This window comes from Ruegeria sp. AB6 (genome assembly GCF_056542685.1).
Genome location: NZ_JBQGAD010000001.1, coordinates 648,791 through 673,430 on the forward strand (window position 1 = coordinate 648,791; position 24,640 = coordinate 673,430).

The 24,640-nt window shown below is 58.1% G+C and carries 25 protein-coding genes; 12 read left to right on the forward strand and 13 right to left on the reverse strand.

What is annotated here, in order from left to right:
• Positions 1-21: 21 nt before the first annotated feature.
• The gene (locus ACR0DB_RS03255; protein ID WP_170770006.1) at positions 22-651 is read left to right on the forward strand and encodes a LysE family translocator; all 630 of its coding nucleotides are present in this window, start codon (positions 22-24) and stop codon (positions 649-651) included.
• Here the strand turns inward: ACR0DB_RS03255 and ACR0DB_RS03260 are convergent.
• Positions 648-821 (reverse strand): hypothetical protein, encoded by a 174-nt coding sequence (locus ACR0DB_RS03260; protein WP_170354960.1) that lies wholly within the window; start codon positions 819-821, stop codon positions 648-650. The genes ACR0DB_RS03255 and ACR0DB_RS03260 overlap by 4 nt on opposite strands.
• A gap of 321 nt (positions 822-1,142) precedes the next feature.
• On the opposite strand from ACR0DB_RS03260, the gene ACR0DB_RS03265 reads away from it, so the two are divergent.
• Both ACR0DB_RS03265 and ACR0DB_RS03270 read left to right on the forward strand, forming a co-directional pair.
• A complete protein-coding gene (locus tag ACR0DB_RS03265; RefSeq protein WP_170770004.1) occupies positions 1,143-1,682 on the forward strand; it encodes an adenine phosphoribosyltransferase in 540 nt (179 codons plus the stop codon).
• Positions 1,683-1,852: 170 nt separating this feature from the next.
• Positions 1,853-2,332: a fasciclin domain-containing protein gene (locus ACR0DB_RS03270; RefSeq protein WP_480548856.1), complete on the forward strand. Its 480-nt coding sequence runs from the start codon at positions 1,853-1,855 to the stop codon at positions 2,330-2,332.
• A gap of 34 nt (positions 2,333-2,366) precedes the next feature.
• On the opposite strand, the gene ACR0DB_RS03275 is transcribed toward ACR0DB_RS03270, so the two are convergent.
• The 11 genes from ACR0DB_RS03275 to coxB form a co-directional block, all read right to left on the reverse strand.
• The gene (locus ACR0DB_RS03275; protein WP_480548858.1) at positions 2,367-3,782 is read right to left on the reverse strand and encodes an FAD-binding oxidoreductase; all 1,416 of its coding nucleotides are present in this window, start codon (positions 3,780-3,782) and stop codon (positions 2,367-2,369) included.
• A gap of 38 nt (positions 3,783-3,820) precedes the next feature.
• Positions 3,821-4,639: an MBL fold metallo-hydrolase gene (locus ACR0DB_RS03280; RefSeq protein ID WP_480548860.1), complete on the reverse strand. Its 819-nt coding sequence runs from the start codon at positions 4,637-4,639 to the stop codon at positions 3,821-3,823.
• A 102-nt stretch (positions 4,640-4,741) separates the two neighbouring features.
• Positions 4,742-5,326 (reverse strand): GNAT family N-acetyltransferase, encoded by a 585-nt coding sequence (locus ACR0DB_RS03285; RefSeq protein ID WP_170770610.1) that lies wholly within the window; start codon positions 5,324-5,326, stop codon positions 4,742-4,744.
• Positions 5,326-6,588 carry a M16 family metallopeptidase gene (locus ACR0DB_RS03290; protein ID WP_480548862.1) on the reverse strand — a complete coding sequence of 421 codons (1,263 nt, stop codon included), beginning with the start codon at positions 6,586-6,588 and terminating at the stop codon, positions 5,326-5,328. The genes ACR0DB_RS03285 and ACR0DB_RS03290 overlap by 1 nt, the downstream gene beginning before the upstream one ends.
• The gene (gene thrC, locus ACR0DB_RS03295) at positions 6,585-7,973 is read right to left on the reverse strand and encodes a threonine synthase (protein WP_480548864.1); all 1,389 of its coding nucleotides are present in this window, start codon (positions 7,971-7,973) and stop codon (positions 6,585-6,587) included. The genes ACR0DB_RS03290 and thrC overlap by 4 nt, the downstream gene beginning before the upstream one ends.
• A complete protein-coding gene (locus ACR0DB_RS03300) occupies positions 7,970-8,647 on the reverse strand; it encodes an SURF1 family protein (RefSeq protein WP_480548866.1) in 678 nt (225 codons plus the stop codon). The genes thrC and ACR0DB_RS03300 overlap by 4 nt, the downstream gene beginning before the upstream one ends.
• Positions 8,648-8,802: 155 nt before the next feature.
• Positions 8,803-9,618 carry a cytochrome c oxidase subunit 3 gene (locus ACR0DB_RS03305; RefSeq protein WP_170782861.1) on the reverse strand — a complete coding sequence of 272 codons (816 nt, stop codon included), beginning with the start codon at positions 9,616-9,618 and terminating at the stop codon, positions 8,803-8,805.
• 22 nt (positions 9,619-9,640) lie between these two features.
• Positions 9,641-10,216: a cytochrome c oxidase assembly protein gene (locus ACR0DB_RS03310; RefSeq protein ID WP_480548868.1), complete on the reverse strand. Its 576-nt coding sequence runs from the start codon at positions 10,214-10,216 to the stop codon at positions 9,641-9,643.
• A complete protein-coding gene (locus tag ACR0DB_RS03315) occupies positions 10,216-10,377 on the reverse strand; it encodes a hypothetical protein (RefSeq protein WP_170782863.1) in 162 nt (53 codons plus the stop codon). Before ACR0DB_RS03315 ends, ACR0DB_RS03310 begins: the two co-directional genes overlap by 1 nt.
• Positions 10,374-11,330, reverse strand: coding sequence for a heme o synthase (gene cyoE, locus ACR0DB_RS03320; protein ID WP_480548871.1), 957 nt, complete (start codon positions 11,328-11,330; stop codon positions 10,374-10,376). The genes ACR0DB_RS03315 and cyoE overlap by 4 nt, the downstream gene beginning before the upstream one ends.
• 73 nt (positions 11,331-11,403) lie before the next feature.
• The gene (gene coxB / locus ACR0DB_RS03325; protein ID WP_480548873.1) at positions 11,404-12,315 is read right to left on the reverse strand and encodes a cytochrome c oxidase subunit II; all 912 of its coding nucleotides are present in this window, start codon (positions 12,313-12,315) and stop codon (positions 11,404-11,406) included.
• 176 nt (positions 12,316-12,491) lie between these two features.
• Here coxB and tldD point away from each other — a divergent pair, with 176 nt between their 5' ends.
• The 5 genes from tldD to ACR0DB_RS03350 all read left to right on the forward strand — a co-directional run bounded on the left by tldD (position 12,492) and on the right by ACR0DB_RS03350 (position 19,463).
• Positions 12,492-13,913 (forward strand): metalloprotease TldD, encoded by a 1,422-nt coding sequence (gene tldD, locus ACR0DB_RS03330; RefSeq protein WP_170769992.1) that lies wholly within the window; start codon positions 12,492-12,494, stop codon positions 13,911-13,913.
• Positions 13,914-14,152: 239 nt separating this feature from the next.
• On the forward strand, positions 14,153-15,280 hold the full coding sequence (gene dprA, locus ACR0DB_RS03335) for a DNA-processing protein DprA (protein ID WP_480548875.1): 1,128 nt from the start codon (positions 14,153-14,155) through the stop codon (positions 15,278-15,280).
• Between the two features lie 142 nt (positions 15,281-15,422).
• Positions 15,423-18,041 (forward strand): type I DNA topoisomerase, encoded by a 2,619-nt coding sequence (gene topA / locus ACR0DB_RS03340; RefSeq protein WP_480548877.1) that lies wholly within the window; start codon positions 15,423-15,425, stop codon positions 18,039-18,041.
• A 91-nt stretch (positions 18,042-18,132) separates the two neighbouring features.
• A complete protein-coding gene (locus tag ACR0DB_RS03345) occupies positions 18,133-18,837 on the forward strand; it encodes a CoA transferase subunit A (protein WP_170782869.1) in 705 nt (234 codons plus the stop codon).
• On the forward strand, positions 18,837-19,463 hold the full coding sequence (locus ACR0DB_RS03350; protein WP_170782870.1) for a CoA transferase subunit B: 627 nt from the start codon (positions 18,837-18,839) through the stop codon (positions 19,461-19,463). Before ACR0DB_RS03345 ends, ACR0DB_RS03350 begins: the two co-directional genes overlap by 1 nt.
• A gap of 40 nt (positions 19,464-19,503) precedes the next feature.
• Here the strand turns inward: ACR0DB_RS03350 and ACR0DB_RS03355 are convergent, their stop codons facing one another.
• The gene (locus ACR0DB_RS03355; protein ID WP_480548880.1) at positions 19,504-20,364 is read right to left on the reverse strand and encodes a lytic transglycosylase domain-containing protein; all 861 of its coding nucleotides are present in this window, start codon (positions 20,362-20,364) and stop codon (positions 19,504-19,506) included.
• Positions 20,365-20,716: 352 nt separating this feature from the next.
• Between ACR0DB_RS03355 and ACR0DB_RS03360 the strand changes: the two genes are divergently transcribed.
• The 4 genes from ACR0DB_RS03360 to ACR0DB_RS03375 all read left to right on the forward strand — a co-directional run bounded on the left by ACR0DB_RS03360 (position 20,717) and on the right by ACR0DB_RS03375 (position 24,518).
• Complete coding sequence (locus ACR0DB_RS03360; RefSeq protein WP_170769986.1) at positions 20,717-20,929, forward strand: Flp family type IVb pilin; 213 nt, start codon at positions 20,717-20,719, stop codon at positions 20,927-20,929.
• Between the two features lie 458 nt (positions 20,930-21,387).
• A complete protein-coding gene (gene cpaB, locus ACR0DB_RS03365) occupies positions 21,388-22,269 on the forward strand; it encodes a Flp pilus assembly protein CpaB (RefSeq protein ID WP_170769985.1) in 882 nt (293 codons plus the stop codon).
• A gap of 190 nt (positions 22,270-22,459) precedes the next feature.
• Entirely contained in the window at positions 22,460-23,866 is a 1,407-nt protein-coding gene (locus ACR0DB_RS03370; RefSeq protein ID WP_170782873.1) for a type II and III secretion system protein family protein, read from the forward strand.
• A 16-nt stretch (positions 23,867-23,882) separates the two neighbouring features.
• The gene (locus ACR0DB_RS03375) at positions 23,883-24,518 is read left to right on the forward strand and encodes an OmpA family protein (RefSeq protein WP_170782874.1); all 636 of its coding nucleotides are present in this window, start codon (positions 23,883-23,885) and stop codon (positions 24,516-24,518) included.
• Positions 24,519-24,640 lie beyond the last annotated feature (122 nt).

Genomic DNA, 24,640 nt, shown 5'->3' on the forward strand with positions numbered 1-24,640 from the left:
ACTATTCTGACAGGAGCCCCCATGTCCCTTGATCTCTGGCTGGCCTTTGTGGCTGCCTCGACTGCACTGTTGCTGATCCCCGGACCGACCGTCCTGCTGGTGCTAAGTTATGCTCTGTCCAAAGGGCGCAGTGTTGCCGTGGCCTCGGCCACTGGCGTTGCCGTCGGAGATCTGATCGCCATGACCGCGTCTTTGCTAGGCTTAGGCGCACTGGTGCTGGCCTCGGCCACCTTGTTTTCGGTCTTGAAATGGGTGGGGGCAGCCTATCTGATCTGGCTTGGCATCAAATTGCTGCGCAGCGCCCCATCCGGTGGGTTGAGCACCGTCGAGACCAGCCGGGACGTCACTGCCCGCAGCGTGTTCGGTCACGCAGCAGCCGTGACGGCGCTAAACCCGAAATCCATTGCCTTTTTCATTGCTTTCGTGCCGCAATTCCTGCGCCCCTCGGACCCTCTGGGCCCGCAATTCATCATCCTGATCGCCACATTCGTCGGACTCGCTTGGCTGAACGCGCTAGCCTATGCGCTGCTGGCAGATCGGCTGCGGGTGATGATCGGACGAGCGGGCGTGATCACTGCCATGACCCGGTTCGGAGGGCTGGCCCTGATCGGAATGGGTGTCGCGACTGCGGTTTTGCGCCGTCCAGCCTAGTCTTCGGCGTTTTCCTTCATGAAGCCGCGTATGAACCGCCGAATTTCGCGGGCGGCCGAAGTGTCCAACTCTTTGCACAGTTCGACAAAAGCGTCCCGCTCATCCTTGTCCAGACGCAGGACCAACTGACTGTTTTTCTTGGTAGAACCCTTACCGTCTTTCTTGGCCACGCTTTATATCCCTGACAAAGTCTTGATTCTTTCCGAGATGCATTGTATATACATCGCATAGAAATTGTAGTTATCGAGCACCTATCAATTAATAAGGAATATGGCAATGAACCTTCATGCTGCTCAGGCATTTCTTTTGCGAGACCAGCGCAACTGGCGCAAACCTCACCTGGCTTGGCTGCCCTCGGCGCTGTATCGCTATAAAAGCTTTCCGACCATTCTTGCGGGACGTCATAAATAAACACTCGCAATCAATCCTTGCATGACCGACCCCAATGGGCCAAACAGCCCAGCGTGTTTTGACGCCAAAGGGGTCCTTCCATGTCCAGAAACAAAACGGTCAAGGATTACATCCGAACCATCGTCGATTTCCCCCATGAAGGGATCATGTTCCGGGACGTGACAACGCTGTTCGCCGACCCGCGCGGGTTTCGCATGGCGATTGATCAGATGCTACACCCTTATGCAGGCGAGCGGATTGACAAGGTTGTGGGACTTGAGGCCCGCGGCTTCATTCTGGGCGGCGCGATTGCCCACCAACTGAGTGTCGGGTTCGTCCCGATCCGCAAAAAGGGCAAGCTACCCGGCACGACGATCAGCCAAGACTACAAGCTGGAATATGGTGAGGCTATCGTTGAGATCCACGACGACGCGATCCAGCCCGGCGAAAAAATCCTGGTGGTCGATGATCTGCTGGCCACCGGGGGCACAGCTGCCGCCGGGATCAAACTGATCGAGAGATTGGGCGGTGAGATCATCTCTTGCGCGTTCATCATCGACCTACCCGACCTTGGCGGTCGCAAATTGCTGGAGGAGATGGACATGGATGTGCATGTCCTGTGCGAATTCGAAGGTCTCTGACTGCAAACTGATCACAAAGCTGTGAGTTGAAAATTCGTTCTACGCTGGCTTAGCGCAGAGTTTGGCGGCTTCAAGTTAAAGTCATCAACATATTCAGTGATCCTGTTTTGAATAGCGCGCGTACCACTGTTGATGCCACCAAGGGCATCCCAACAAGGGAACCTTTTATCATGTTTCGCAAATTCGCAATTGCCGGCGTGTCCGGCGCCCTGATCGCCACCGCTGCTTTCGCCGGAGCCAAGAAAGACATCGTGGATACCGCTGTCGGCGCGGGCAGCTTTGAAACTCTGGTCGCTGCTGTTCAGGCCGCCGAGTTGGTGGATACTTTGAAAGGTGAAGGTCCATTTACGGTCTTCGCCCCGACTGACGAAGCCTTCGCAGCCCTGCCTGAAGGGACCATTGAGTCTCTGCTCAAGCCCGAAAACAAAGACCAGCTGGTCGCTGTTCTGACCTATCACGTGGTACCGGGCAAAGTGATGTCGGGTGATCTGTCCGACGATATGAAGGCTGCGACCGTGCAAGGCGGCGACGTGACAATCGATCTGGACAACGGCGTGATGGTAAATGACGCCTCAGTCGTTCAGGCCGATATCGAAACGACGAATGGCGTGATCCACGTTATCGACAAAGTGATCCTGCCATCCTCGTAAAACGGCGCGCGGCTCGGGGGTACCCGGGCCGCACTTATACCGACAAAACAGCCCCGGGGTTCATGATCCCCTTGGGATCGAGCGCAGACTTGATCGCCCGCATTGCAGCCAGCTTGGCCGGATCGGCATAGCGTTCCAGATCATCTGTCTTCAGCCGTCCAATCCCATGCTCTGCGCTAACCGATCCACCGAACTTGTGCACAAGATCGTGGATGGCACGCTTGATCGGGGCCCGCTGCACATCGAAATCAGATCGACTACGCCCTGCCGGGGGAAACACGTTGTAGTGAAGATTGCCGTCCCCCAGATGACCGAAACAGTTGATGCGAAACGGCCCCAACATGGCAACAACCTCTGCCCCCTGTCGGATAAACGCGGGGATTTCCGAGATCGGCACGGAGATATCATGGCTCGAAACTGAGCCGATCAGCCGGTTCGCCTCGGGGATACGTTCGCGAACGGCCCAAAGATCAGCCCGCTGCGCCTCGCTTTGCGCGATCACGGCATCCCGGACCAAACCCCTTGCCTCAGCCGCTGAATAGAGCGTCTCAAGTGCCTCCTGAGGTGCAATATCGCCGAACAATCCAATCTCGATCAATACGGACCATTCCGGCAGGGATGCAAACGGCTGACGTACATTCGGTAGCACCTCGGACAGAAAGTGCAGCCCCTGTCTGTGGATCAGTTCGAACGTGCTGACACCGTCCCCCAGCTGATCCCGCGCAAGGGCCAACAAATCAATGGCAGCTTCGGGCGAAGAGACCTGCACTATAGCCGTTCCAACCGCGGCAGGACACGGCGACAGCTTAAGCGACGCCGCGGTTATGATCCCCAACGTTCCTTCAGACCCGATCAGCAAATTGCGCAGGTCATAACCGGTATTGTCCTTCCGCAACCGGCTGAGCCCATGCCAGATCTCCCCATTGGGCAGAACCGCCTCAAGCCCCAGGCAAAGATCGCGTGCATTGCCATAGCGCAGGACGTTGACCCCACCCGCATTGGTCGCAAGGTTGCCGCCAATCCGGCACGACCCTTCCGCAGCCAGAGACAGAGGAAACAAGCGGATTGCTTGCCGGGCAGCCACTTGAATATCAGCCAGAACGGCTCCGGCCTCGGCAATCAGAATATTCTCGGTCGGATAAACCGCGCGGATAGCTGTCATCCGCTCCAAAGAGATCAACAGCGGCGCAGGCCCATCAGGCATCACCTGCCCACCGACCAGCCCGGTTCCGCCCCCATAAGGCACAACCGGTATCGACGCCGCAGACGCCAACCGTATCAGCGCCGCGACCTCTTCCGTTCGACGCGGGGCCGCGACAAGACCGACCCGTCCTGAAAATCTGCGGCGCGGCTCCTCTGCATATCGCGGCTCGGGCACACGCAAAACACCATCGCCCAGAGTGTCGCGGAGGGATTGAGCAAAGGTTTCGTCAGCAGGATTCAATGTCATAGGCATTCCTTGCCCAACTCCGCCGGACCCGACAAGCCCTATTCAAGCTCAATCAAGTATTGCGGCTCCAGCACCACCACCGTCGGCCGATCCGGCAATGTGCGCAGCGACACAGTCAATTCCGAGATACCATCCCGCTCAACCGGGAACTCATCCCGGATATCGACCAGAAACCGATCCAGCGAAAAGCCCGAAAACCAATGCATCGGAATAATGACCGAGCTTTTCAACCGCTTCAGCACCTCAATCATCTCGGGCAGAGGCATGGTCGTGCCCCCATCTACCGCGGCCATGACCACGTCCAGCCGCCCCAAGGCTGCGAATTGTTCGTCCGACGGGACATGATGCAAATGCCCCAGATGGCCAATGCACAGCCCCTCGATTTCGAAAACAAAGATAGAGTTTCCGCGCTCCTCAACCCCGCCATAGACCGAACGAATGTCGGTCGAGACATTGCGCACCAGCATCTCACCCAAATCCAGATGATGCTCGATCCCCTGCCCGAACTCCCCCCAACCGGGCAAGACATGCGAAATAGCCGGGTCGGGATGCGCCGTCCAATGGGTGCTATGAGCATGGTTCATCGTGACCACATCCGGGATCAGATCGGCACTTCCGATGAACCCTGTGAAATCCGTCACCGCATTCAACCCGCCCTGCGTCTGGATCAGAAACGAAGCATGGGCGACATAGCTGATCCGAACCGAAAACTCCGGCACCGGGTCCGTCCAAGCGGCTTTGTGAACATACTCGATTCCAGGCGCTGCATCCGCTATAGCAATACAATGGCTTGGCCGCCGCTCCTGCGCCGCAGCCCCACCCGAAATCACCAACAATATCGCAACCACCCAGCGCATAACCCGATACTAGCGCAGATGCGCCGCAAGTCATGCCCCTTGTTCTTCTGTTCAAGAATACCTCGGGGGAGGCGCGGCTTGCTGCGACGGGGGCAGAGCCCCCTAGCCCGCGTCGGTCCTGCCGCGACGGTCCGACCGCAGGCACGCATACAGAACATGCGTCCGCCACCGTCCATTGATCTGCAAATAGGATTGCGCCACGCCCTCATATTTGAAGGCTGACCGCTCCAGCAACCCGCGCGAGGGCTTGTTTTCGGGCAAACACGCCGCCTCGATCCGGCTCAGATCCAAGCGCGTAAAGGCATGATGCACCACGGCCCCGATCGCTTCGCGCATATAGCCATTTCGCGCATAGGCCTGCCCGGTCCAATACCCCAATGTTCCCGCCTGCGCCGGGCCGCGTCGAATATTGTCCAGCGTGATCGCACCGACCAGCCGGTCATCTTCGCGTCGAAACAGAAACAGCGGTATCGCCGTCCCGCTCGCAACCGAGCGCTGCGCCCAATAAACCCGGTTGGTAAAAGACTTGCGGCTTAGGTGGTCCTTGGCCCAGATCGGCTCCCACGGGGTGAGAAACTCTTTTGAGGCCCGCCGCAGCGCCGCCCAGTCGTTGAAATCGGAATGCACCGGCGGGCGCAGGCTGAGGCGCGCTGTCTCAAGTTTCAGCTTGCGTCGGCCCAGAAGCATCACGCCGCGCGCCTCTCCTGCAATTCCGCCAATGTGGGCGCGCCCGAGACCGGACCATACAGCGCCAGCGCCGCCGGGGCCTGTATCGCCATGGTTTCGGCAAAGGCACGCACATCTTCGGTGCTGACCGCGTCAATCTTGGCGACCGTATCCTCAAGCGAGGGCACCCGACCCCAAATCTGCACCAGCCGCGCCAGACGTTCAGCGCGGTTCGAGGGGCTTTCCAGCCCCATCAGCATCCCGGCTTTCATCTGCGCGCGGGCGCGGGCGACCTCTTCGGGGCTCATATCCTCGGCGGCGCGCTTCATCTCATCGATGGTGATCGTTGCCAGCTCACCCACCTGATCGGCCGAGGTTCCTGCGTAGATCGTCGTCGTGCCGGTATCCGCGTAAGCTCCGGTCTGAGCGAAGATTGTATAGCAAAGCCCACGGCTTTCGCGCACCTCTTGGAACAGCCGCGAAGACATGCCCCCGCCCAAAGCGGTCGAATAAATCTGCGCCGTATAGATCGCATCATCACGGTAGCCCGGGCTTTCGATTGCCAGTGCGAAATGCGCTTGCTCCAAATTCTTTTCCTGCCGCGCTTCGCCACCGGTGAACTTCGCGGCCTCAGCAATCAACCCTTTGCGCGGTTGCAGATGACCAAACATCTCTTCGGCCATTTTCATCAGCGCATCGTGATCAACGGCCCCTGCTGCCGACAGGATCATCTGCTCAGGCCCGTAATGTTCAGACACGAAACCCGACAGGTCTTCGCGCGAAAACGCGCTGACCCGCTCGGTCGGACCCAGAATAGTACGGCCCAGGGGCTGATCGTGATAGCTCTGCTCTTGCAGCCAATCAAAGATCACATCGTCGGGCGTGTCATAAGCCTGACCGATTTCCTGCAGGATCACGCCGCGCTCAACCTCGATCTCACGCGGGTCAAAGATCGAGTTCAGAACGATGTCGCCGATCACGTCCATCGCCAGCGCAACGTCGTCTTTCAGAACACGCGCGTAATAGGCCGTCACCTCGCGCGAGGTATAGGCGTTGATATAGCCGCCCACATCCTCGATCGCCTCGGCGATTTGCAGCGCAGACCGCCGCTCGGTTCCCTTGAACGCCATGTGTTCAAGGAAATGCGCGATGCCGTTCTGTTCGATCCGCTCGTTCCGCGCACCCGCGGTCACCCAGATGCCGATGGCCGCAGATTGCAGCCCCGGCATGTTCTCACTGACGATCCGAAATCCGTTCTTCAGCTGGTCTTGTCTGACAGTCACTCGGCGATATGCCCTTTGATATGATCCTCGAGGGCACCCAGATCATTGGCAATCCGTGTCACCCGTTCCGGACGTTCATACAGATCAGACATGCGGGATGGAAGAGCCGGATGTTCCCCGCTTGCCTTCTCGACCGCCGCCGGGAATTTCGCCGGGTGGGCAGTGGCGAGCGTGATCATCGGCACGTCTGTCGAGCGGTGATCTTCACCGACCTTGATCCCGATGGCCGAGTGCGGGCAAACCAGTTCAGCGCTGTGCGCCAGCGTGTGTTTGATTGTGGCCAGCGTTTCGTCTTCGGACACACGGCCCGAGTCGAAATTTTCCCGCAGGGCCTCCATCGCGCCCTGACTGACGTTGAAACCACCGGTTTTCAGTTCATCAATCAACTGCGCAACGGCGCTGCCATCCTCGCCATAGGCGTAATACAGCGCCCGTTCAAAGTTCGAGCTGACCTGAATATCCATCGACGGGCTGATCGAAGGGATAGTATCGCCCTTGAAATACCCCTCACCCGACAGACAGCGATGCAGGATGTCGTTCTGGTTGGTCGCCACAACCAGACGATCAATGGGCAGCCCCATGCGTTTGGCCAGATAGCCCGCAAAGATGTCGCCGAAATTGCCGGTGGGCACGGTAAAGCTGACCTTGCGATGCGGTGCCCCCACACTGACAGCCGCCGAGAAGTAATAGACGATCTGCGCCAGCACCCGCGCAAAGTTGATCGAGTTCACGCCGGCCAGTTTTACCCCGTCGCGGAAGTCGAAATCGTTGAACATATCTTTCAGCGCGGCCTGACAATCGTCGAAATCACCATCCACGGCAAGCGCATGCACATTGTTGTCGGCGGGCGTCGTCATCTGACGGCGCTGCACCTCAGAAACACGGCCATGCGGGAACAGGATGAACACATCCACCGCGTCCAGCCCGCGAAACGCCTCAATCGCGGCCGAACCGGTATCGCCACTGGTCGCACCTACAATGGTCACACGGTCATTGCGCCGCTTCAGCGCCACCTGGAACAGCTGACCAATCAGCTGCATGGCAAAGTCCTTGAAGGCCAGAGTGGGGCCGTGGAACAGTTCCAGCAGGAAGTGGTTTTCGTTCAGCTGCTTTAGCGGAGCGCGGGCGTCATGGCCAAAGCCTTCATAGGCGCGGGCGATGATGTCCTTGAACTCCTGCTCGGTGAACGAGCCGCTGACATAGGGCCACATCACACGGAACGCGATCTCTTCATAGGGCAGACCGGCCAGCGCGGCGATCTCATCATGGCTCATCACCGGGATCTCGGCGGGCAAGTACAAGCCGCCATCGCGCGCTAGGCCGGTCAGCATCGCCTCTTCAAAGGTCAGTTCCGGCGCTTGGCCACGGGTCGAGATATATTTCATTGCTCTTCACTCTGTGCAGGGGCGCGGTTGCGCCACAGAAAATAACCGGTCATTGCGGCCCAAACCAGAGCCAGACCAAACCATGTGATTGCATATTGCAGGTGATCGTTGGGAATGCCCGCCGTGTCCACCGGCAAAGGTGTGATGCTGGGGTCGGTTTCCGACCGGGCAATCAGCAGGATGGGTTCGGCGCCAAGCGCGGCGGCCAGATTGGGCACGTCTCGCGCGAACCAGATGTTGTCGTCGATATCGGGTTCCGGCGTATAGCTGTCGATCTCATCCGGCCAATGCAGGTTGCCGGTTACGGTCATTGGCCCGGTCAGTCGCTCGACCAGTTTCGCCGTAGTGGGCACAAAGCCACGATCCACCAGAATAGTCCGATCCTCGGTGCTAAACGACTGGATGATCCGATAGCCCGCCCCGACCTGCTTGACCGAGACCAGAACGTGGATCTCCCCCGGCTCCATATCGCCCGAAATCGTTACCGGCAGGTATTTGTCGGTGTCTTCGGATACGCTCTGCGGCAGGCCCACGGGATCTGCTGCGATGCGCGAGTGGATCTCGGCCAGAACGGCCTCTTTCCAGGCCAAACGCTGCACCTGCCAGACGCCCAGCGACAGCAGCACGCCCAGACCGGCAAGCCCGAAGATCAGAAGGAACAGAATGCGGCGCATAGTCAGGTGAAACCTTGTTGCAGAAACCGGCGTCTTGTTAAGGGCAGCGCGATCCCGATTGCAACCTCGCAATTGTATGGGGCGCAATCTTGCGCCCCCGATCGAGAAAAAGCCGCCCCTCGGGGCGGCTTTTGCAATTTACCTATCTGAGCGGATCAGAACAGCGGAGCCTGACCCCAGATATAAACGGCAAAGAAAAGGAACAGCCAGACGACGTCCACAAAGTGCCAGTACCAAGCGGCGGCCTCAAATCCCACGTGCTTTTCAGGTGTGAAATCGCCCTTCAGAGCTCGGATCAGGCAGACACTCAAGAAGATCGTCCCGATGATCACATGCGCGCCGTGGAAACCGGTTGCCATGAAGAAGTTCGAATAGAACTGGTCGCCACCAAACTCCCAGCCCTCATGAGCCAGCAGCTCATAATATTCAAAGGCCTGCAGCGCGGTGAAGGCGATGCCCAGCACGATCCCAATCGCCAGACCCTGCACCAGCGCCTTGCGGTCGTTGTTGTGCACCAGCGCGTGGTGCGCCCATGTGATCGCGCAGCCCGACAGCAGCAGGACCAGCGTGTTGATCAGCGGCAGATGGAACGGGTCAACCGCATGAATATCCGGCTGGATATATTCGGTGCCGGCATAGTCGTACATCGGGTACATGCGATGTTTGAAGAACGACCAGAACCAGGCAAAGAAGAACATCACCTCGGACATCACGAACAGGATGAAGCCATAGCGCAGGCCGATGCGCACCACCGGCGTGTGGTCGCCCGCGCGGCTTTCGGCCACCACTTCGGACCACCAGGCGAACATGGTGTATAGAACGGCAACCAGACCCATCCAGAACATGAACGACGTGACGCCGTGCATCCACAGGACGGCTCCGAACAGCATCACAAAGCCGCCAACGGCGCCGATCAGCGGCCAGATCGACGGGGCCAGAATGTGATAATCGTGGTTTTTAGCGTGTGCCATCAGCGTCCCTCACCTAAAGGCATTAGTTCGTGTTTGTATCAGCCTGCGCATCAAGGGCGGCATAGCCCTCGGGCAGGTCAATTTCGTAGAATGTATACGACAGCGTGATCGTATGCACATATTTCGCTTCCAGATCCTCGACCATCTCAGGGTCGACGAAAAAGCTTACCGGCATCTGAACCCGCTCGCCGGGATGCAGGACCTGTTCTTCAAAGCAGAAACAGGCGATTTTCTGGAAATAGCCGCCGGCCGAATAGGGCGCGACATTGTAGGATGCCTGCCCCGCAATCGGTCGGTCGGTCGGGTTATAAGCCTCGTAAAAGGCCAGCCCGGTCTCGCCGATGCGTACTTCCATCTCACGTTCGACCGGTTTGAACTCCCACGCCATGTCCTTGGCCTTTGACGCGTCGAAGCGGACGGTGACGGTGCGGTCGAGAATATCCTCAGGCGCGGCTTCAGCCACACCTGTGGTGCCGCCAAACCCGGTGACGCGGCAGAACCAGTCATAAAACGGCACCGCAGCCCAGGCGAGGCTGCCCATCAGCACCACGACGCCCACAGTTTGAACAACCGTCTTTTGAGGACCAGACAGCGCCATCAGTTCTGCACCTCTTGCGTCGCCATGTTGAAATCGGTTCCCGAGACTTTGACGATGGTCAGACCGAAAATGATCACGATGAACGCCGCCAGCGTCAGGCCTACGCCCAGATTGCGACTAAAACGACGTTCGTGCAGTTCGTGGCTTTTGCGCAGGCTCATGACCAGCCTCCCAACCCATAGGGTTTAAGCAACGCCTCAATCAGAATCGCGCCGAAGTGCAGGAAAAGGTACAGCAGCGACAGTTTGAAGAAGGACCGCTCGACCTTGAAATTATCTGCTTCCGAGTCGTCCTCGGTCCGGCGCGCAATTGCCCATGCACCGCACAGGAACAAGGCGTTCATCACTATAGCGACGGTCAGATAGACCGGACCACCAATGCCCGAGAATGCCGTTCCAACAGCCAGCAGCGCCAGAAGGCCCGTGTAAACCAGGATATGCCTGCGCGTCGCGCGGCGGCCATGAGTCACGGTCAGCATCGGCACGCCTGCGTCGTCATAGTCCGAGCGCATGAACAGCGCCAACGCCCAGAAATGCGGCGGGGTCCACATGAAGGTCAGGGCGAACATCAGCCAAGGCTCAATCGACATCGTGCCCGTGGCCGCGACCCACCCGATTACCGGCGGGAAGGCCCCTGCCGCGCCACCGATCACAATGTTCTGAGGCGTCGAGCGTTTCAGCCACATCGTATAGACGACGACGTAGAAGAAGATGGTGAACGCCAGAAAAGCACCAGCAAACCAATTGGTCGCCAGCCCCAGCATGATCACCGACAGGCCCGACAGCGCCAGTCCCAGCGACAGCGCCTCGCCTTCCTGCACTTTACCCGCCGGAATCGGTCGACCCTTGGTGCGTTTCATCACCCGATCAATATCCGCATCCCACCACATGTTCAGCGCGCCAGACGCGCCGCCGCCGATGGCGATGAAAAGAATGGCACAGAACCCGACAAAAGGATGCACCGGCACCGGTGCTGCCAGCAGACCCACCAAGGCCGTGAACACGACCAGTGACATCACGCGCGGCTTCAGCAGGGCGAAATAATCGCCAAAGCTGGCCTCATCCGCGTGCGCCGAGGCGGTCACTTGGCTGGCATTGATGCTTGCGTCGCTCATGTCCGGTCCTTTGGGGGCAAAAGCTGCGCGATCCCCGCGCAGCCCACTTGTTTAAACCTAGGCCGCAAAGGGCTTAGTTCGAGGCAACCTGATAGGTGACAGGCTGGCCAGCATACTCTTCCAGAGCGCCCTGCAGCCATTCTTCATAGGCTTCTTCGCTGACCACTTTGACGGTGATCGGCATATAGGCATGGTCCTTGCCGCACAGTTCCGAACACTGTCCGAAGTACACACCTTCTTTGTCGGCCTGGAACCACAGCTCGGCCAGACGACCGGGCACACCGTCCTGCTTCACGCCAAAGGACGGGATGGTCCACGAATGGATCACGTCGGACGCGGTGACCTGCATAACGATGACCTTGCCCACGGGCACGACAACAGCGGTGTCGGTGGCCAGCAGCCACTCATCATCGCTGTAACCGGCATCTGCCAGCTTGGCGCGCATTGCATCATCCAGAACAAACGGGGTCACATCGGCATCCGCCGGGCGTGCACCTTCGTCCAGCGTGGCCGGATGGCCCAGCAGGTAGCTGTCGAATGCAAAGTCGTGGTCGACGTATTCATAGGTCCAGTACCATTGGTTGCCGACAACCTTGATCACCACGTCGCCTTCGGGAATTTCCTGCTGTTTGAACAGAACCGGCAGCGAGAATGCACCGATAAAGACCAGAATCAGGATCGGGCCCAGCGTCCACGCGATCTCAACCGGGGTATAGTGCGAGAACCGCGCAGGTTCAGGGTTCGAGCGTTCATTGTAGCGCACGATGCAATAGATCAGCAGACCAGCCACGAACAGACAGATCGCGGTGATGATCACCAGAATCATCCCGTCCAGCCGCTGAATTCCGGTGGCCAGCTCGGTCACGGCGGGCTGGAAGCCCATACCACCATCAACCGGTTTGCCAATAATCTCAAGCTCCTGAGCCATGGCCGGAAGGCTGGAGAGGGCTGTCATAAAGCCCGAAAGCATCAAAGCATTCTTCATGTTCTGTCCTGATCGTTTGATCTTTGCGTCCCTGGCGAAAAGGTGTGAATCGGTCGCACCTCTCCCGTTGTCTTTAGCCGCGTTAAAAACCATATTCCTGCGGGTAGATAAAGCAAAATGCTTGCGTCAAACAGACGCTATTTTTGATCTGGATCAAACCCGAAAGGTCCCAAGTGATGCCCAACGACCCGTTTCGCCCGTTTGAAAGCGTTCTTCCACAGGACGAAGCCCTTGCGGTCCTTCAATCTGCCACCGCCGGGGCCGAGGACGGAGAGCTGTTTGTCGAGCGTCGCAAATCCGAAGCGTTGGTCTTTGATGACGGTCGGCTAAAGACTGCGTCTTATGACGCGTCCGAAGGGTTCGGCCTGCGGGCGGTGCAAGGCGAAGTGGCTGGGTACGCGCATTCCACCGATGTTTCGATCGGCGCTTTGAAACGAGCCGCCGAAACCGCGCGTTTGGCGGTTGGGGATGGCGGAGGAACGCTGGCGGACGCTCCGCGCGCTACGAACAAGCGGCTTTATACGGATGAGGACCCAATAGAATCCGCCAGTTTTCCGGTCAAAATCGAAACCCTGCGCGAGATCGATGCCTTTGCCCGCGATCTGGACCCTCGGGTCGTACAAGTCAGCGCAACCATCGCTGCCGCTGTGCAGGAGGTTGAGATTCTCCGCCCCGATGGCGTGCTGGTACGCGATGTGCGACCGATGACGCGGCTGAACATCTCGGTGATTGTCGAGCAGAACGGTCGCCGCGAAAGCGGCTCGGCCGGTGGGGGCGGTCGTGTTGGGTTGGACGGGCTGATCGACCCGGCAGACTGGCAGGACAAGGCGCAAGAGGCATTGAGGATCGCGCTGGTCAACCTCGACGCCATCCCCGCCCCGGCCGGTGTGATGGAGGTCGCGCTTGGCCCTGGTTGGCCCGGCATTCTGCTGCACGAAGCCATCGGTCATGGGTTGGAGGGTGACTTCAACCGCAAGGGCAGTTCCGCCTTTGCCGGGCTCATGGGGCAGCGAATCGCATCCAAAGGCGTGACCGTGGTCGATGACGGCACGATCCCGGATCGGCGTGGCTCGATCTCGATCGACGACGAGGGCACGCCCAGTTCGCGCACCGTTTTGATCGAGGATGGCATCCTGACCGGCTACATGCAGGACCGCCAGAACGCGCGTCTTATGGGGGTTGCCCCTACCGGGAATGGCCGTCGTCAAAGCTATGCTCACAAACCAATGCCGCGCATGACTAATACTGTTATGCTGGGTGGCGACGCCGACCCGGCATCCTTAGTCGCTGACATCAAGGACGGTATCTGGGCGGTCGGGTTTGGCGGTGGTCAGGTGGACATCACCAATGGCAAATTCGTCTTCTCGTGCACCGAGGCTTACCGTGTCGAAAACGGCAAAATCGGCGCACCGGTGAAAGGGGCCACGTTGATTGGCGATGGCCCGTCCGCGCTGAACCGTATTCGTGGCGTTGGCAATGACATGGCGCTGGATCCCGGCATGGGCACCTGCGGCAAGGACGGTCAATGGGTGCCCGTTGGCGTTGGCCAACCTACCGTTCTGATGGACGGCCTGACCGTGGGCGGATCGGCGGCCTAAGTTAGAATCGTGGCTCATCTGTTGAGGCGCAGGGTTAACACAGCGCCTCAAATCCTACGCATAGATTTGGGCAATATCTGGTTGACCCTATAGTTGCGAAAAAATATTTTCGCTATTTTTCAACACACTAGCCATTGTCACGAGATCAAATCGCAAAAATACCAGAAAAATTTGAGAGGATTCAGAAGCTGTTAACCCCTACAGTCGTAAACCAGTTCTGCAATCAGGCGGAGCAACGGATGACCGAAGAGCAGCTTTCTTCCTATCACCCCACACTCCCACCCACCACGGAAGAGGATCGGTTTTCCTGGCTTCGTCTGTTGCGCTCTCGCAAGGTTGGTCCGGCGACGTTTCGTCGGCTGCTGCGGGAACATGGCTCAGCGCAGAATGCGCTGGCTGCGCTGCCCGAAATGGCACGCGCTGCTGGTATTGAAGGGTATGAAACGTGCCCGCCCGGCGTGATTGAGGCGGAACTCAAGGCCGCAAAAGCTGCCAAAGCGCAGCTTTTGTGCCTTGGGTCCGCCGACTTTCCCAACGCTTTGAACGATCTCAATGATGCCCCACCGATGCTGTGGGCCATCGGCGACGTGTCGATATTGCACCGCCCTGCAGTGGCGATGGTTGGCGCGCGCAATTGCTCGTCACTCGGCGCGCGGATGGCGCGGGGGCTGGCGACGGATCTGGGCAAACAGGAACATATCATCGTCTCGGGCCTGGCACGCGGGATCGACACCGCAGCGCATATGGCCGCTTTGGACACAGGTACTGTTGCTGTGATGGCCGGTGGCGTCGATGTGATCTACCCTGCCGAGAATACTGATCTCGCCCAAAAAATCGCCGAATCCGGGTTGCGTGTTTCGGAGCAGCCCATGGGCGTGACACCGCAAGCCCGGCATTTTCCACGCCGCAACCGGATCATCTCGGGGCTGGCGCAGGCGGTTGTCGTGGTTGAAGCCGCCGCAAAATCCGGCAGCCTGATCACTGCGCGGGATGCGCTGGATCAGGGGCGCGAGGTTCTGGCCGTTCCCGGCCATCCCTTTGATGCCCGCGCCGCCGGATGCAACCTGTTGATCCGCGACGGGGCGACTTTGGTGCGCTCGGCCGAAGACGTGATCGAAGCCCTGCCCCAGCGTGACCTGATCACAGCTACTCGGCCGCAGCGCACCCCAACAATCACAAAGCCAACCCCGCCTGCCGCCTTGCACAAGGCGATTCTGACCCGCCTCGGTCCCTCACCAATTGCCGAGGATCAGTTGATCCGTGACATCGCCGCCTCGGCGGGCGAAATCGGCCCCGCACTTGTGGATCTTGAGCTGGAAGGGCGTATCCAACGTCAACCGGGCGGGTTGCTGTCTCTTTCGGCTTGAGGGCCCTTTTTTCACTCGTATCGTTTTGAAATCACCCCCAAATTCCCATGACCAAAGGAACGCATTGACAATTCGCTCTTGCCCTACACATTTTGCACCATCATAGAAGGCGCCATATTCGTCGAGCGAGGTTTTCCCCTAAATGCCTGTAGTTGTTGTAGAATCCCCTGCCAAGGCCAAAACGATCAATAAATACCTTGGCCCCGACTACACGGTTCTGGCGTCTTATGGGCATGTGCGCGACCTGCCACCTAAGGACGGATCGGTCGATCCCGAACACGAATTTGAAATGAAGTGGGAGGTCGGCAATGACAGCCGCAAGCATGTCAAGGCCATCGCCGACGCGTTGAAAGAAGACAACGCCCTGATCCTGGCCACTGACCCCGATCGAGAGGGCGAGGCGATCAGCTGGCACCTGCAAGAGGCGCTGACCAAGCGCCGTTCGATCAAGAAGGACACGCCCGTCAGCCGCGTGACCTTCAACGCCATCACCAAGGACGCCGTGACCGAGGCGATGCAGAATCCGCGTCAGGTCGATATGCCTCTCGTCGAAGCCTATCTGGCACGCCGCGCGCTGGACTATCTGGTGGGGTTCAACTTGTCCCCCGTCCTGTGGCGCAAGCTGCCCGGGGCGAAGTCGGCAGGTCGCGTGCAATCAGTCTGTCTGCGTCTGATCGTCGAGCGCGAGATGGAGATAGAGGCGTTCAAGCCGGTCGAATACTGGTCGGTCAAAGCGCTGTTCGAAACCCCACGCGGCCAGACTTATGAGGCGCGTCTGGTCACTCTGGCCGGGAACAAGCTGGACAAGCATGACCTGAAAAACGCCACGCAGGCCGAACTGGCGGTGCAGGCGATCACCAGCCGCGCACTCAGCGTTACCTCCGTCGAGGCGAAGCCTGCGGCGCGCAACCCGTCGGCCCCATTCATGACCTCGACCCTGCAGCAGGAGGCCAGCCGCAAGTTCGGCATGGGTGCGCGCCATGCAATGCAGGTGGCGCAGCGACTGTATGAGGCGGGCTACATCACCTATATGCGGACCGACGGTATCGACATGGCCCCCGAGGCCGTGGCCGCCGCGCGCGATGCCATCTCTGACCGCTATGGCAAGGAATACGTGCCGGACAGCCCGCGCATCTACAAGAACAAGGCCAAGAACGCGCAAGAAGCCCACGAGTGTATCCGTCCCACGGATATGTCGCGCGATGCCAGCGACCTGAAGGTCACGGATGAGGATCAGCGCAAGCTGTATGACCTGATCTGGAAGCGCACGATTGCCTGTCAGATGGCCGCGGCACGGCTGGAACGCACCACGGTCGAGATCGGCAGCGATGACGGCCAAGTCGGTTTGCGTGCCACCGGTCAGGTGGTCATGTTCGACGGCTTCATGCGCGTCTATGAAGAAGGCCGCGACGACGTTGCCGATGACGACGATAAACGCCTGCCGCAGATCATGCAGGGCGATCCGGCGCGGTTCGCCAAGACCTCGTTTAAGGATCAGTTCTCGAAAGCCGAGGACAAGGCCGCAGTTCTGTCCGACAATGAGGCCGTTCTGGCCCTGCAACACCATACCCAACCACCCCCACGCTATACCGAGGCCACGCTGGTCAAACGCATGGAAGAGCTAGGGATCGGGCGTCCGTCAACCTATGCCTCGATCGTGACCACGATTCAGGACCGCGAATATGTGCGCAAGGATAAAAACCGGCTGATCCCCGAAGAAAAAGGCCGGATTGTCACGATCTTTTTGCTGAATTTCTTCCGGCAGTACGTGGGCTATGAATTCACCGCCAATCTGGAAGGCGAGCTGGACGATGTCAGCGCGGGCGACCGCGACTACAAAGACCTGTTGGGTAAATTCTGGCGCGATTTCTCGGCCGCGATTGGGGAGACGTCCGAGCTGCGGATTTCCGAAGTACTGGACAAGCTGGATGAAGCGCTGGCACCCCAGCTGTATCCGCCGCGCGAAGACGGCTCCGACCCCCGCGTCTGCCCAAAATGCGGCTTGGGGCAACTGCACTTGAAAACCTCGCGCACCGGCGGGTTTGTCGGCTGCGGCAACTACCCCGAGTGCACCTATACCCGCCCCATCGCGGGCGAAGGGGCTGAGGGCGATGAACGCCTGCTGGGCGAAGATGCGGGCGATGAGATTTGGCTGAAATCCGGCCGGTTCGGGCCTTACGTCCAGCGCGGCGAGCCAACGCCCGAGAACAAGAAACCCCCGCGTGCGTCCCTGCCCCGTGGGTGGAGCAAGGATGACATGGATCTGGACAAGGCGCTGACGCTGCTGTCCTTGCCCCGCCAGATCGGCGAACACCCCGAGGGCGGCATGATCAGCACGAATTTCGGACGGTTCGGGCCCTATATCATGCACCAGATGCCGGAAGAGACGAAGCCGGTATATGCCAACCTCAAAGACCCCAATGACGTCTTTGAAATCGGCATGAACCGCGCGGTCGAGATGTTGGCCGAAAAGCGCGCCAATCCGGGCCGTGGACGCCGGGCGGCGGCAAAACCGCTTAAGGAGTTGGGCGATCACCCCGATGGCGGCGCGATGCAGGTGTTGGATGGACGCTATGGGCCGTATGTCAAATGGGAAAAGGTCAACGCGACCATCCCCAAGGATATCAAGCCCGAGGACGTGACGCAGGAAATGGCCATCGAACTGGTCAATGAACGCGCCGCCAAGAAAGGCACTAAAAAGAAGGCTGCCCCCAAGAAAAATGCAGCGGCCAAGAAAACCACCAAGAAGGCGGCCTCTTAGGTAGAAATACCACCACCCCCTTGGATTCGTTGACTTCCCCGTGACGTGGCGGCACAACCTGCCCATCACCATGTCATTGGGGGAGTTTTTCATGAAAAAAGTCTATGCAAACGCGGCCGAGGCGTTGGACGGGCTGCTGCATGACGACATGTTCATCGCGGCAGGCGGCTTTGGCCTGTGCGGTATTCCGGAACTGCTGCTTGAGGCCATCAAGGAGGCAGGCACGCAGAACCTGACCTTTGCGTCGAACAACGCAGGCGTCGATGATTTCGGCATCGGCATTCTGTTGCAGACCAAGCAGGTCAAGAAGATGATCAGCTCGTATGTTGGCGAAAACGCCGAATTCATGCGTCAGTACCTGGCCGGAGAGCTGGAGCTGGAGTTCAACCCGCAAGGTACTCTGGCCGAACGTATGCGCGCCGGTGGTGCCGGTATTCCCGGTTTCTACACCAAAACCGGCGTGGGCACCGTGATCGCCGAAGGTAAAGAGCATAAGGACTTCAACGGCGAGACTTACATTATGGAGGAAGGCATCTTTGCCGACCTCGCCATCGTCAAGGCGTGGAAGGCCGACGACACCGGCAATCTGGTGTTCCGCAAGACCGCCCGGAACTTCAACGTGCCCGCTGCGACCTGCGGCAAGGTCTGCGTGGCCGAGGTTGAGGAAATCGTGCCCCGCGGCTCGCTGGACCCCGATGCGATCCACCTGCCCGGCATCTATGTGCATCGCATCATTCAGGGCAGCCACGAAAAGCGCATCGAACAGCGCACCACCCGCAAGAAGGAGGACGCATAATGCCCTGGGATCGTAATCAGATGGCCGCCCGTGCGGCGCAAGAGTTGGAAGACGGCATGTATGTGAACCTTGGCATCGGTATTCCGACGCTGGTGGCGAATTATGTGGGCGACAAGGACATCACTCTGCAATCCGAGAACGGAATGCTGGGCATGGGCCCCTTCCCTTTCGAGGGCGAGGAAGACCCCGACCTGATCAACGCGGGCAAGCAAACGATTACCGAGCTATCTCGTACGTCCTATTTCGACAGTGCCACGTCCTTTGGCATGATCCGGGGCGGCAAGATCGCCGCCGCTGTTCTGGGCGCGATGGAAGTCGATGAAGAAGGCGATCTGGCCAACTGGATGATCCCCGGCGTGCTGGTCAAAGGCATGGGCGGTGCGATGGATCTGGTGGCCGGTGTGGGCCGCGTGATCGTAGTGATGGATCACACCAACAAGCACGGCAAATCAAAGTTGCTGAAGAAATGCACCCTGCCTTTAACAGGCAAAAAAGTGGTGAACCGCATCATCACCAATCTGGGTGTGATGGACGTGGTCGACGGCGGCCTCAAGATCGTCGAGATCGCCGAGGGCGTGACCGAGGACGAGATTCGTGCCGCCACCGAGGCCAATATCGTCAACTGAGTATCCAATGAAAAGGCCCGCTGGTTAAAGCGGGCCTATTTCAATTCAGCGTCTGAAACACGCAGCCGTCGGAAATGAATTGGGGTGGCGTGGAACATAGCGCGCGGGCCACCTGAAACGCCGCCAGCACCTTGGGCACATAGTCCCGCGTCTCGGAAAACGGTGGCACCCCGGCATGTTTGCGCACCGACCCCTCGCCTGCGTTGTAGCCTGCCAGCACCAGAATCGGGTCGTTGTCGAACTCGTTCATCAGCCAGTCCAGATATTTCACACCACCCGAGATGTTCTGGCCGGGGTGAAAACTGTCCTCGACGCCAAAGCGCCTGGCCGTGGCAGGCATAAGCTGCATCAACCCCTGTGCACCTGCTGAACTGACCGCGTCAGACCGGCCAGCCGATTCCACCGAGATCACAGCCAAAACCAATGCTGGGGACACATTAGTGCCCACGGTCTGCCGCAGGATCTCAATCCCTTGCTGCTGTGCAATGGTCTGAAGGGTCTGCAGTCGAGGGGAGGCCACGTTGATTGCGATCAGCGCATTCATCGCATCTTCCAACCGGCCAGCCCGGGCCTGCGCCAATTCAGGAGATATCTTGTCCCAGAAGGCTTTGTAGGACCCAACCGGTTTGTCCGACCCGCCCGGCGAGGCCGGAGGTGCGACGCGGGTACGAGCGATTACCTCCGGCACCTCAATCTCTGCCCCGGTACTGGGCGCGGACGGAGCCGCCGCATGTTCCTGAGGTGTTATCTGCACGGTCACGCGTGGGCGCGTCCCCGGCTTTGGCGCTTTGACACGTTTATAGACACCTCTTGGCTCTTGCGTCTGCGCAAGCGCTTGAACAGGAGCCAATATCGTCGCAACCGCCAAGCTGACGCTCAGCATTACATTCCGGAGATTCATTTTGCCCGCCTCACGGATTTCTTTTGGCTGATATGAACCCGGAATCGACGGCTAAGGCCATAAAAACAACGTGAATTGGGGCAGATTCGCCTCATTTGCCGCAATTTTGCATCGCAGATTTCACATCCTCGAGCAAAAGAGAATATTTTAATTGTTTATTCTCAGTGACTTACCGTGAAAGCTATCAAAAAGTTAAACTTAAGCGAAAAAATTTGGGGTTTGGCCCAATTCCTGCCACGCCTGCCCGTCAAACATAATGCCATACCGAGACGGTCGGGAGCGGACTGAGAGAGAAAGCTCTGGAAGACGCCGAGGTTTAATTAACTATTTTGATCCTTAGGAGGGACGTAACATGATCAAGTTCATCAAGAACTTCTGCAAAGACGAAGACGGCGCCGTAACAGTTGACTGGGTCGTTCTGACCGCAGCTATCGTTGGCCTGGCCGCAGTTGCTTACACTCAGATCGGCGACGGCACCGCGACTGTTTCGCGCAACGTCGGTACCGCACTTGGCACGGTTGACACTCCGTCCGACATCAACACTTCGTTTGGTACTACTCCGTAATACCACTCCTGTTGAAAACAAATTCGGTGGGGTCATGCTTAGTTAGGCTTGGCCCCATTTTTTTTAAGCGTCCTTGCCATGGTGCCACATGCTAAAAAGACTTAAACAGTTTTTGGATTGCGAAAATGGAGCAGTCACGGTCGACTGGGTTGTTTTGACCGCCGCGATTGTTGGATTCGCTTCTTTCATCGGCCTTTACATAGCGGAACCAGTAAAAGACTTGGACGCCAGAAACGGCGCCGCGGTCTCGTCTGTAGTTGTGCATGAAATAGACCTGGATTTTTCGGACAGCCCAGATTCTTAAGTTCAGTGTAGGCTTGAGTAAGCTCTGCACAAAAAAACGCAAAAACTATCGGGATTGTCCCTCTTTTCGACACAATTAACCGATACCCAAGGTCGAGCATGGCCGAAATCCAATCGGCGATTAAACGACAACAAAATGATACGAGGGGACACGAATGCGTGCAGTATTTGGACTAGTCCTGATTATAGGGGTGGCTTTGGCCGGTGGCGCTGTTTACTTGGCGCGGGACTATATCGCCCAGACTCAGGCAGAAGTGGAGCGACAGAAACGAGCGGCGGAAGAGGCTTTGGCGAATGTCAAATCCGTGCCGACTGTTGACGTTTTGGTATCAACACGCGCCCTGAAATATGGTGAGCGCATCGCCCAGGAAGATGTGCGCGTCGTGAAATGGCCCGAAGATGCGATTCCCGAAGGCACTTTTTCCGAATTGGCAGCATTTTTTCCAGAATCGGCAAAAGGCGACCGTTTTGTCCTGAGGACAATGGAAAAAGATGAAGCTTTGATGGCCGTCAAAGTGACGGAGCCGGGCGAAGCAGCAGGTCTGACCTCGCGCCTTGCCAAAGGGATGCGTGCGTTCGCAATCCGTGTCGACGTGGCCTCGGGGGTTTCGGGCTTCCTACGCCCCAGCGACAAGGTCGACGTGTATTGGACCGGCTCTCTTAGCGGTGCGATTGCCGGCAACAACGGCGAAATCACTCGTCTGATCCAGACAAATATCGAGTTGATTGCAGTCGACCAAACCGCCGGATCAGATCTGGCTGGCGCAACGATCGCGCGTACTGTTACTGTTGCGGCTACACCTGAACAGATTGCCGCCCTAGCGCAAGCGCAGAACACAGGCCGTTTGTCATTGGCTTTGGTTGGCGTACAAGATGAGACGGTCGCAAGCGCCGTCGAGGTTGACCAACGCAAGTTGTTGGGAATCAAAGAGACCGCTCCTGCGGCACCTGCAGCCGTCGAAGAAGTCTGCACGATTAAGACCCGTCGCGGCGCCGAAATCTTTGATACCGGAATCGTGACACCCTGCACAAACTAGCGCCAAATCAGCGCTTTAGGATGACAGGCCGCGCCTCTGCGCGGCTTGTTTCATTTTGGATGTTGCGAATTGTCCACATAAGGAAAATTCCAGAAACCCTTGATTATTGCAATAAATTCGTAATTCGCGCAGGGTTAACAGGCATAAGGTGCTAAACCTAAAACGAGGCGTGATCGGAGAGGCAGGTCACATGAAAATATATTCTTGGATCAGCGCAACCCTGCTGGGGTTGACGCTTGTTATCAGTTCAATCGGTGAGACCGCCTGGGCTGAAAGTCTTCGCGTGGTAAAGAAGGGAACAGCGGAAACGCTGGATGTCCCGATGAACCGCGCCATTGTTGTTGAGAGTGAGCAGCCGTTCGCCGAGCTCAGCATTGCCAACGCTGGCATCGCTGATATTTCGTCGCTTTCGGATCGCACGATCTATGTATTGGGTAAAGCGCCCGGTCTGACCACTCTGACATTGTTCGACGGTGCAGGTAACTTGCTTGCGAATGTTCGGGTCCGGGTTTCGCCGGATGTATCGGAGTTCAAAGAGCGTCTGCGTCAGATCCTTCCCAATGAGCGGATTGAAGTACGAACTGCCAATGACGGGATCGTATTGTCCGGGACAGTATCCAGTTCCGGCAAACTGGCCCGCGCATTGGAGTTGGCCGAGCGCTACGCGCCCGAACGTGTGTCCAACCTGATGTCGGTCGGTGGTGTTCAACAAGTGATGCTGAAAGTTCGCTTTGCCGAGATGAACCGGTCGGTTGCCAAAAGCCTGACCGCGTCGCTGGGCTTTGCCGGGACTGACACATCAGGTGGTTTCAACACGTTGAACAACCTTCCGGCTCTGACGAATGCGTTGAACAATAACATTCCAGTCGTTCAGACGAATACCGGCGCAATCCTCTTTGGATTTGGCGCAGGGTCTACTCAGGTTCGCCTGCTGCTTGAAGCGTTGGAATCCAAAGGCCTGGCCCGCAGCCTGGCAGAACCGAATCTCTCGGCCCTGTCCGGTCAGGAAGCCACCTTCCTTGCCGGTGGTGAGGTCCCGATTCCTGTGCCACAGGACGATGGCGTCATCGCGATCGAATATCGCGCCTTCGGCGTAGAGATGGACTTTATCCCCCGCGTTCTGGATGACGGCATTATTAATCTTGAAATGGCGGCCTCTGTGTCGGCCATTGACGGAAACTCGGACTTCACAATCCAGGGTGACAATGTTCCCACCTTCATCGTTCGCCAAACCAGCACAACTGTTGAACTGCGCGATGGTGAGAGCTTCGCAATCGCTGGGCTGATTCAGGATGACTTTACCGACATCAACAGCCAGGTTCCCTGGATCGGCGATGTGCCGGTTTTGGGTGCCCTGTTCCGCAGCGCGGAATACCAGCGTGCGCAAAGTGAGTTGGTCATCATTGTGACGGCACACCTGGTGTCGCCCACACGTGGCGAAGCTTTGGCATTGCCGACAGATCGGGTCAAACCACCCAGCGAATTTGATCTGTTTATCAATGGCCGTGTCGCACGAACCGAACCCGCCGGAGCCGGCGCGGCTTCTGAGGTCGCCAAGCAGGACTTCGGTAGCTCTTACGGCTACGTCCTGGATTGATAGGAGGATAGGACCAATGCAAAAGTGGATAATCGCACTGGGTCTTTCGGTCTCTGTCACCGCGTGTACGCGAGAGGCCGGATATGAAATCGACCAAGGCGCATTCGGAAATGCGACACTGCACAACACGCGTGTCCTGAACGGCGACCTGAGCTACGCCCAGATTCTGGGTCAGAGATTCGCCGCCGAGGTGCCGACGCAGATCAACTTTGCCTTCGACAGCGCACAGCTGGATGAATCGGCACGGCGGATTCTGTTGCGGCAAGCGGCTTGGATCAAACAATTCCCAGAAGCGCGCTTCCGGGTTTACGGTCACACCGACGCGGTCGGCTCTCAGGCTTACAACCAAGCCTTGGGTCAACGCCGGGCAAACGCAGCAGTGGCATTCCTGACTCAACAGGGCATTTCACGCTCCCGTCTTGAGGCTGTTGTATCCTTCGGCAAAACGCGTCCGTTAATCGACACGCCGAACAGGGACCGCCGCAACCGCCGGACCGTGACAGAGGTTTCCGGCTTTGTGGACGGTAACCCGCTGATTCTGGACGGTAAATACGCCGAAGTGATCTACCGCGAATATGTCGGAAGCGCGACGTATGAAAGCCAGTTGCGCGCTGAAACGAACCTCGGTGACACCTCCGACGGCGGCGAATAAAACAATAAACTTGAATTGGGCGACATCGTCGCCCAATTCCCTACAATTGGTTCTTTTGCGCCTAAATCTTGCCTAAGTTCCAAGCCACATTTTCAACAATTGGGTGAAGTCGGCCGTAAAAG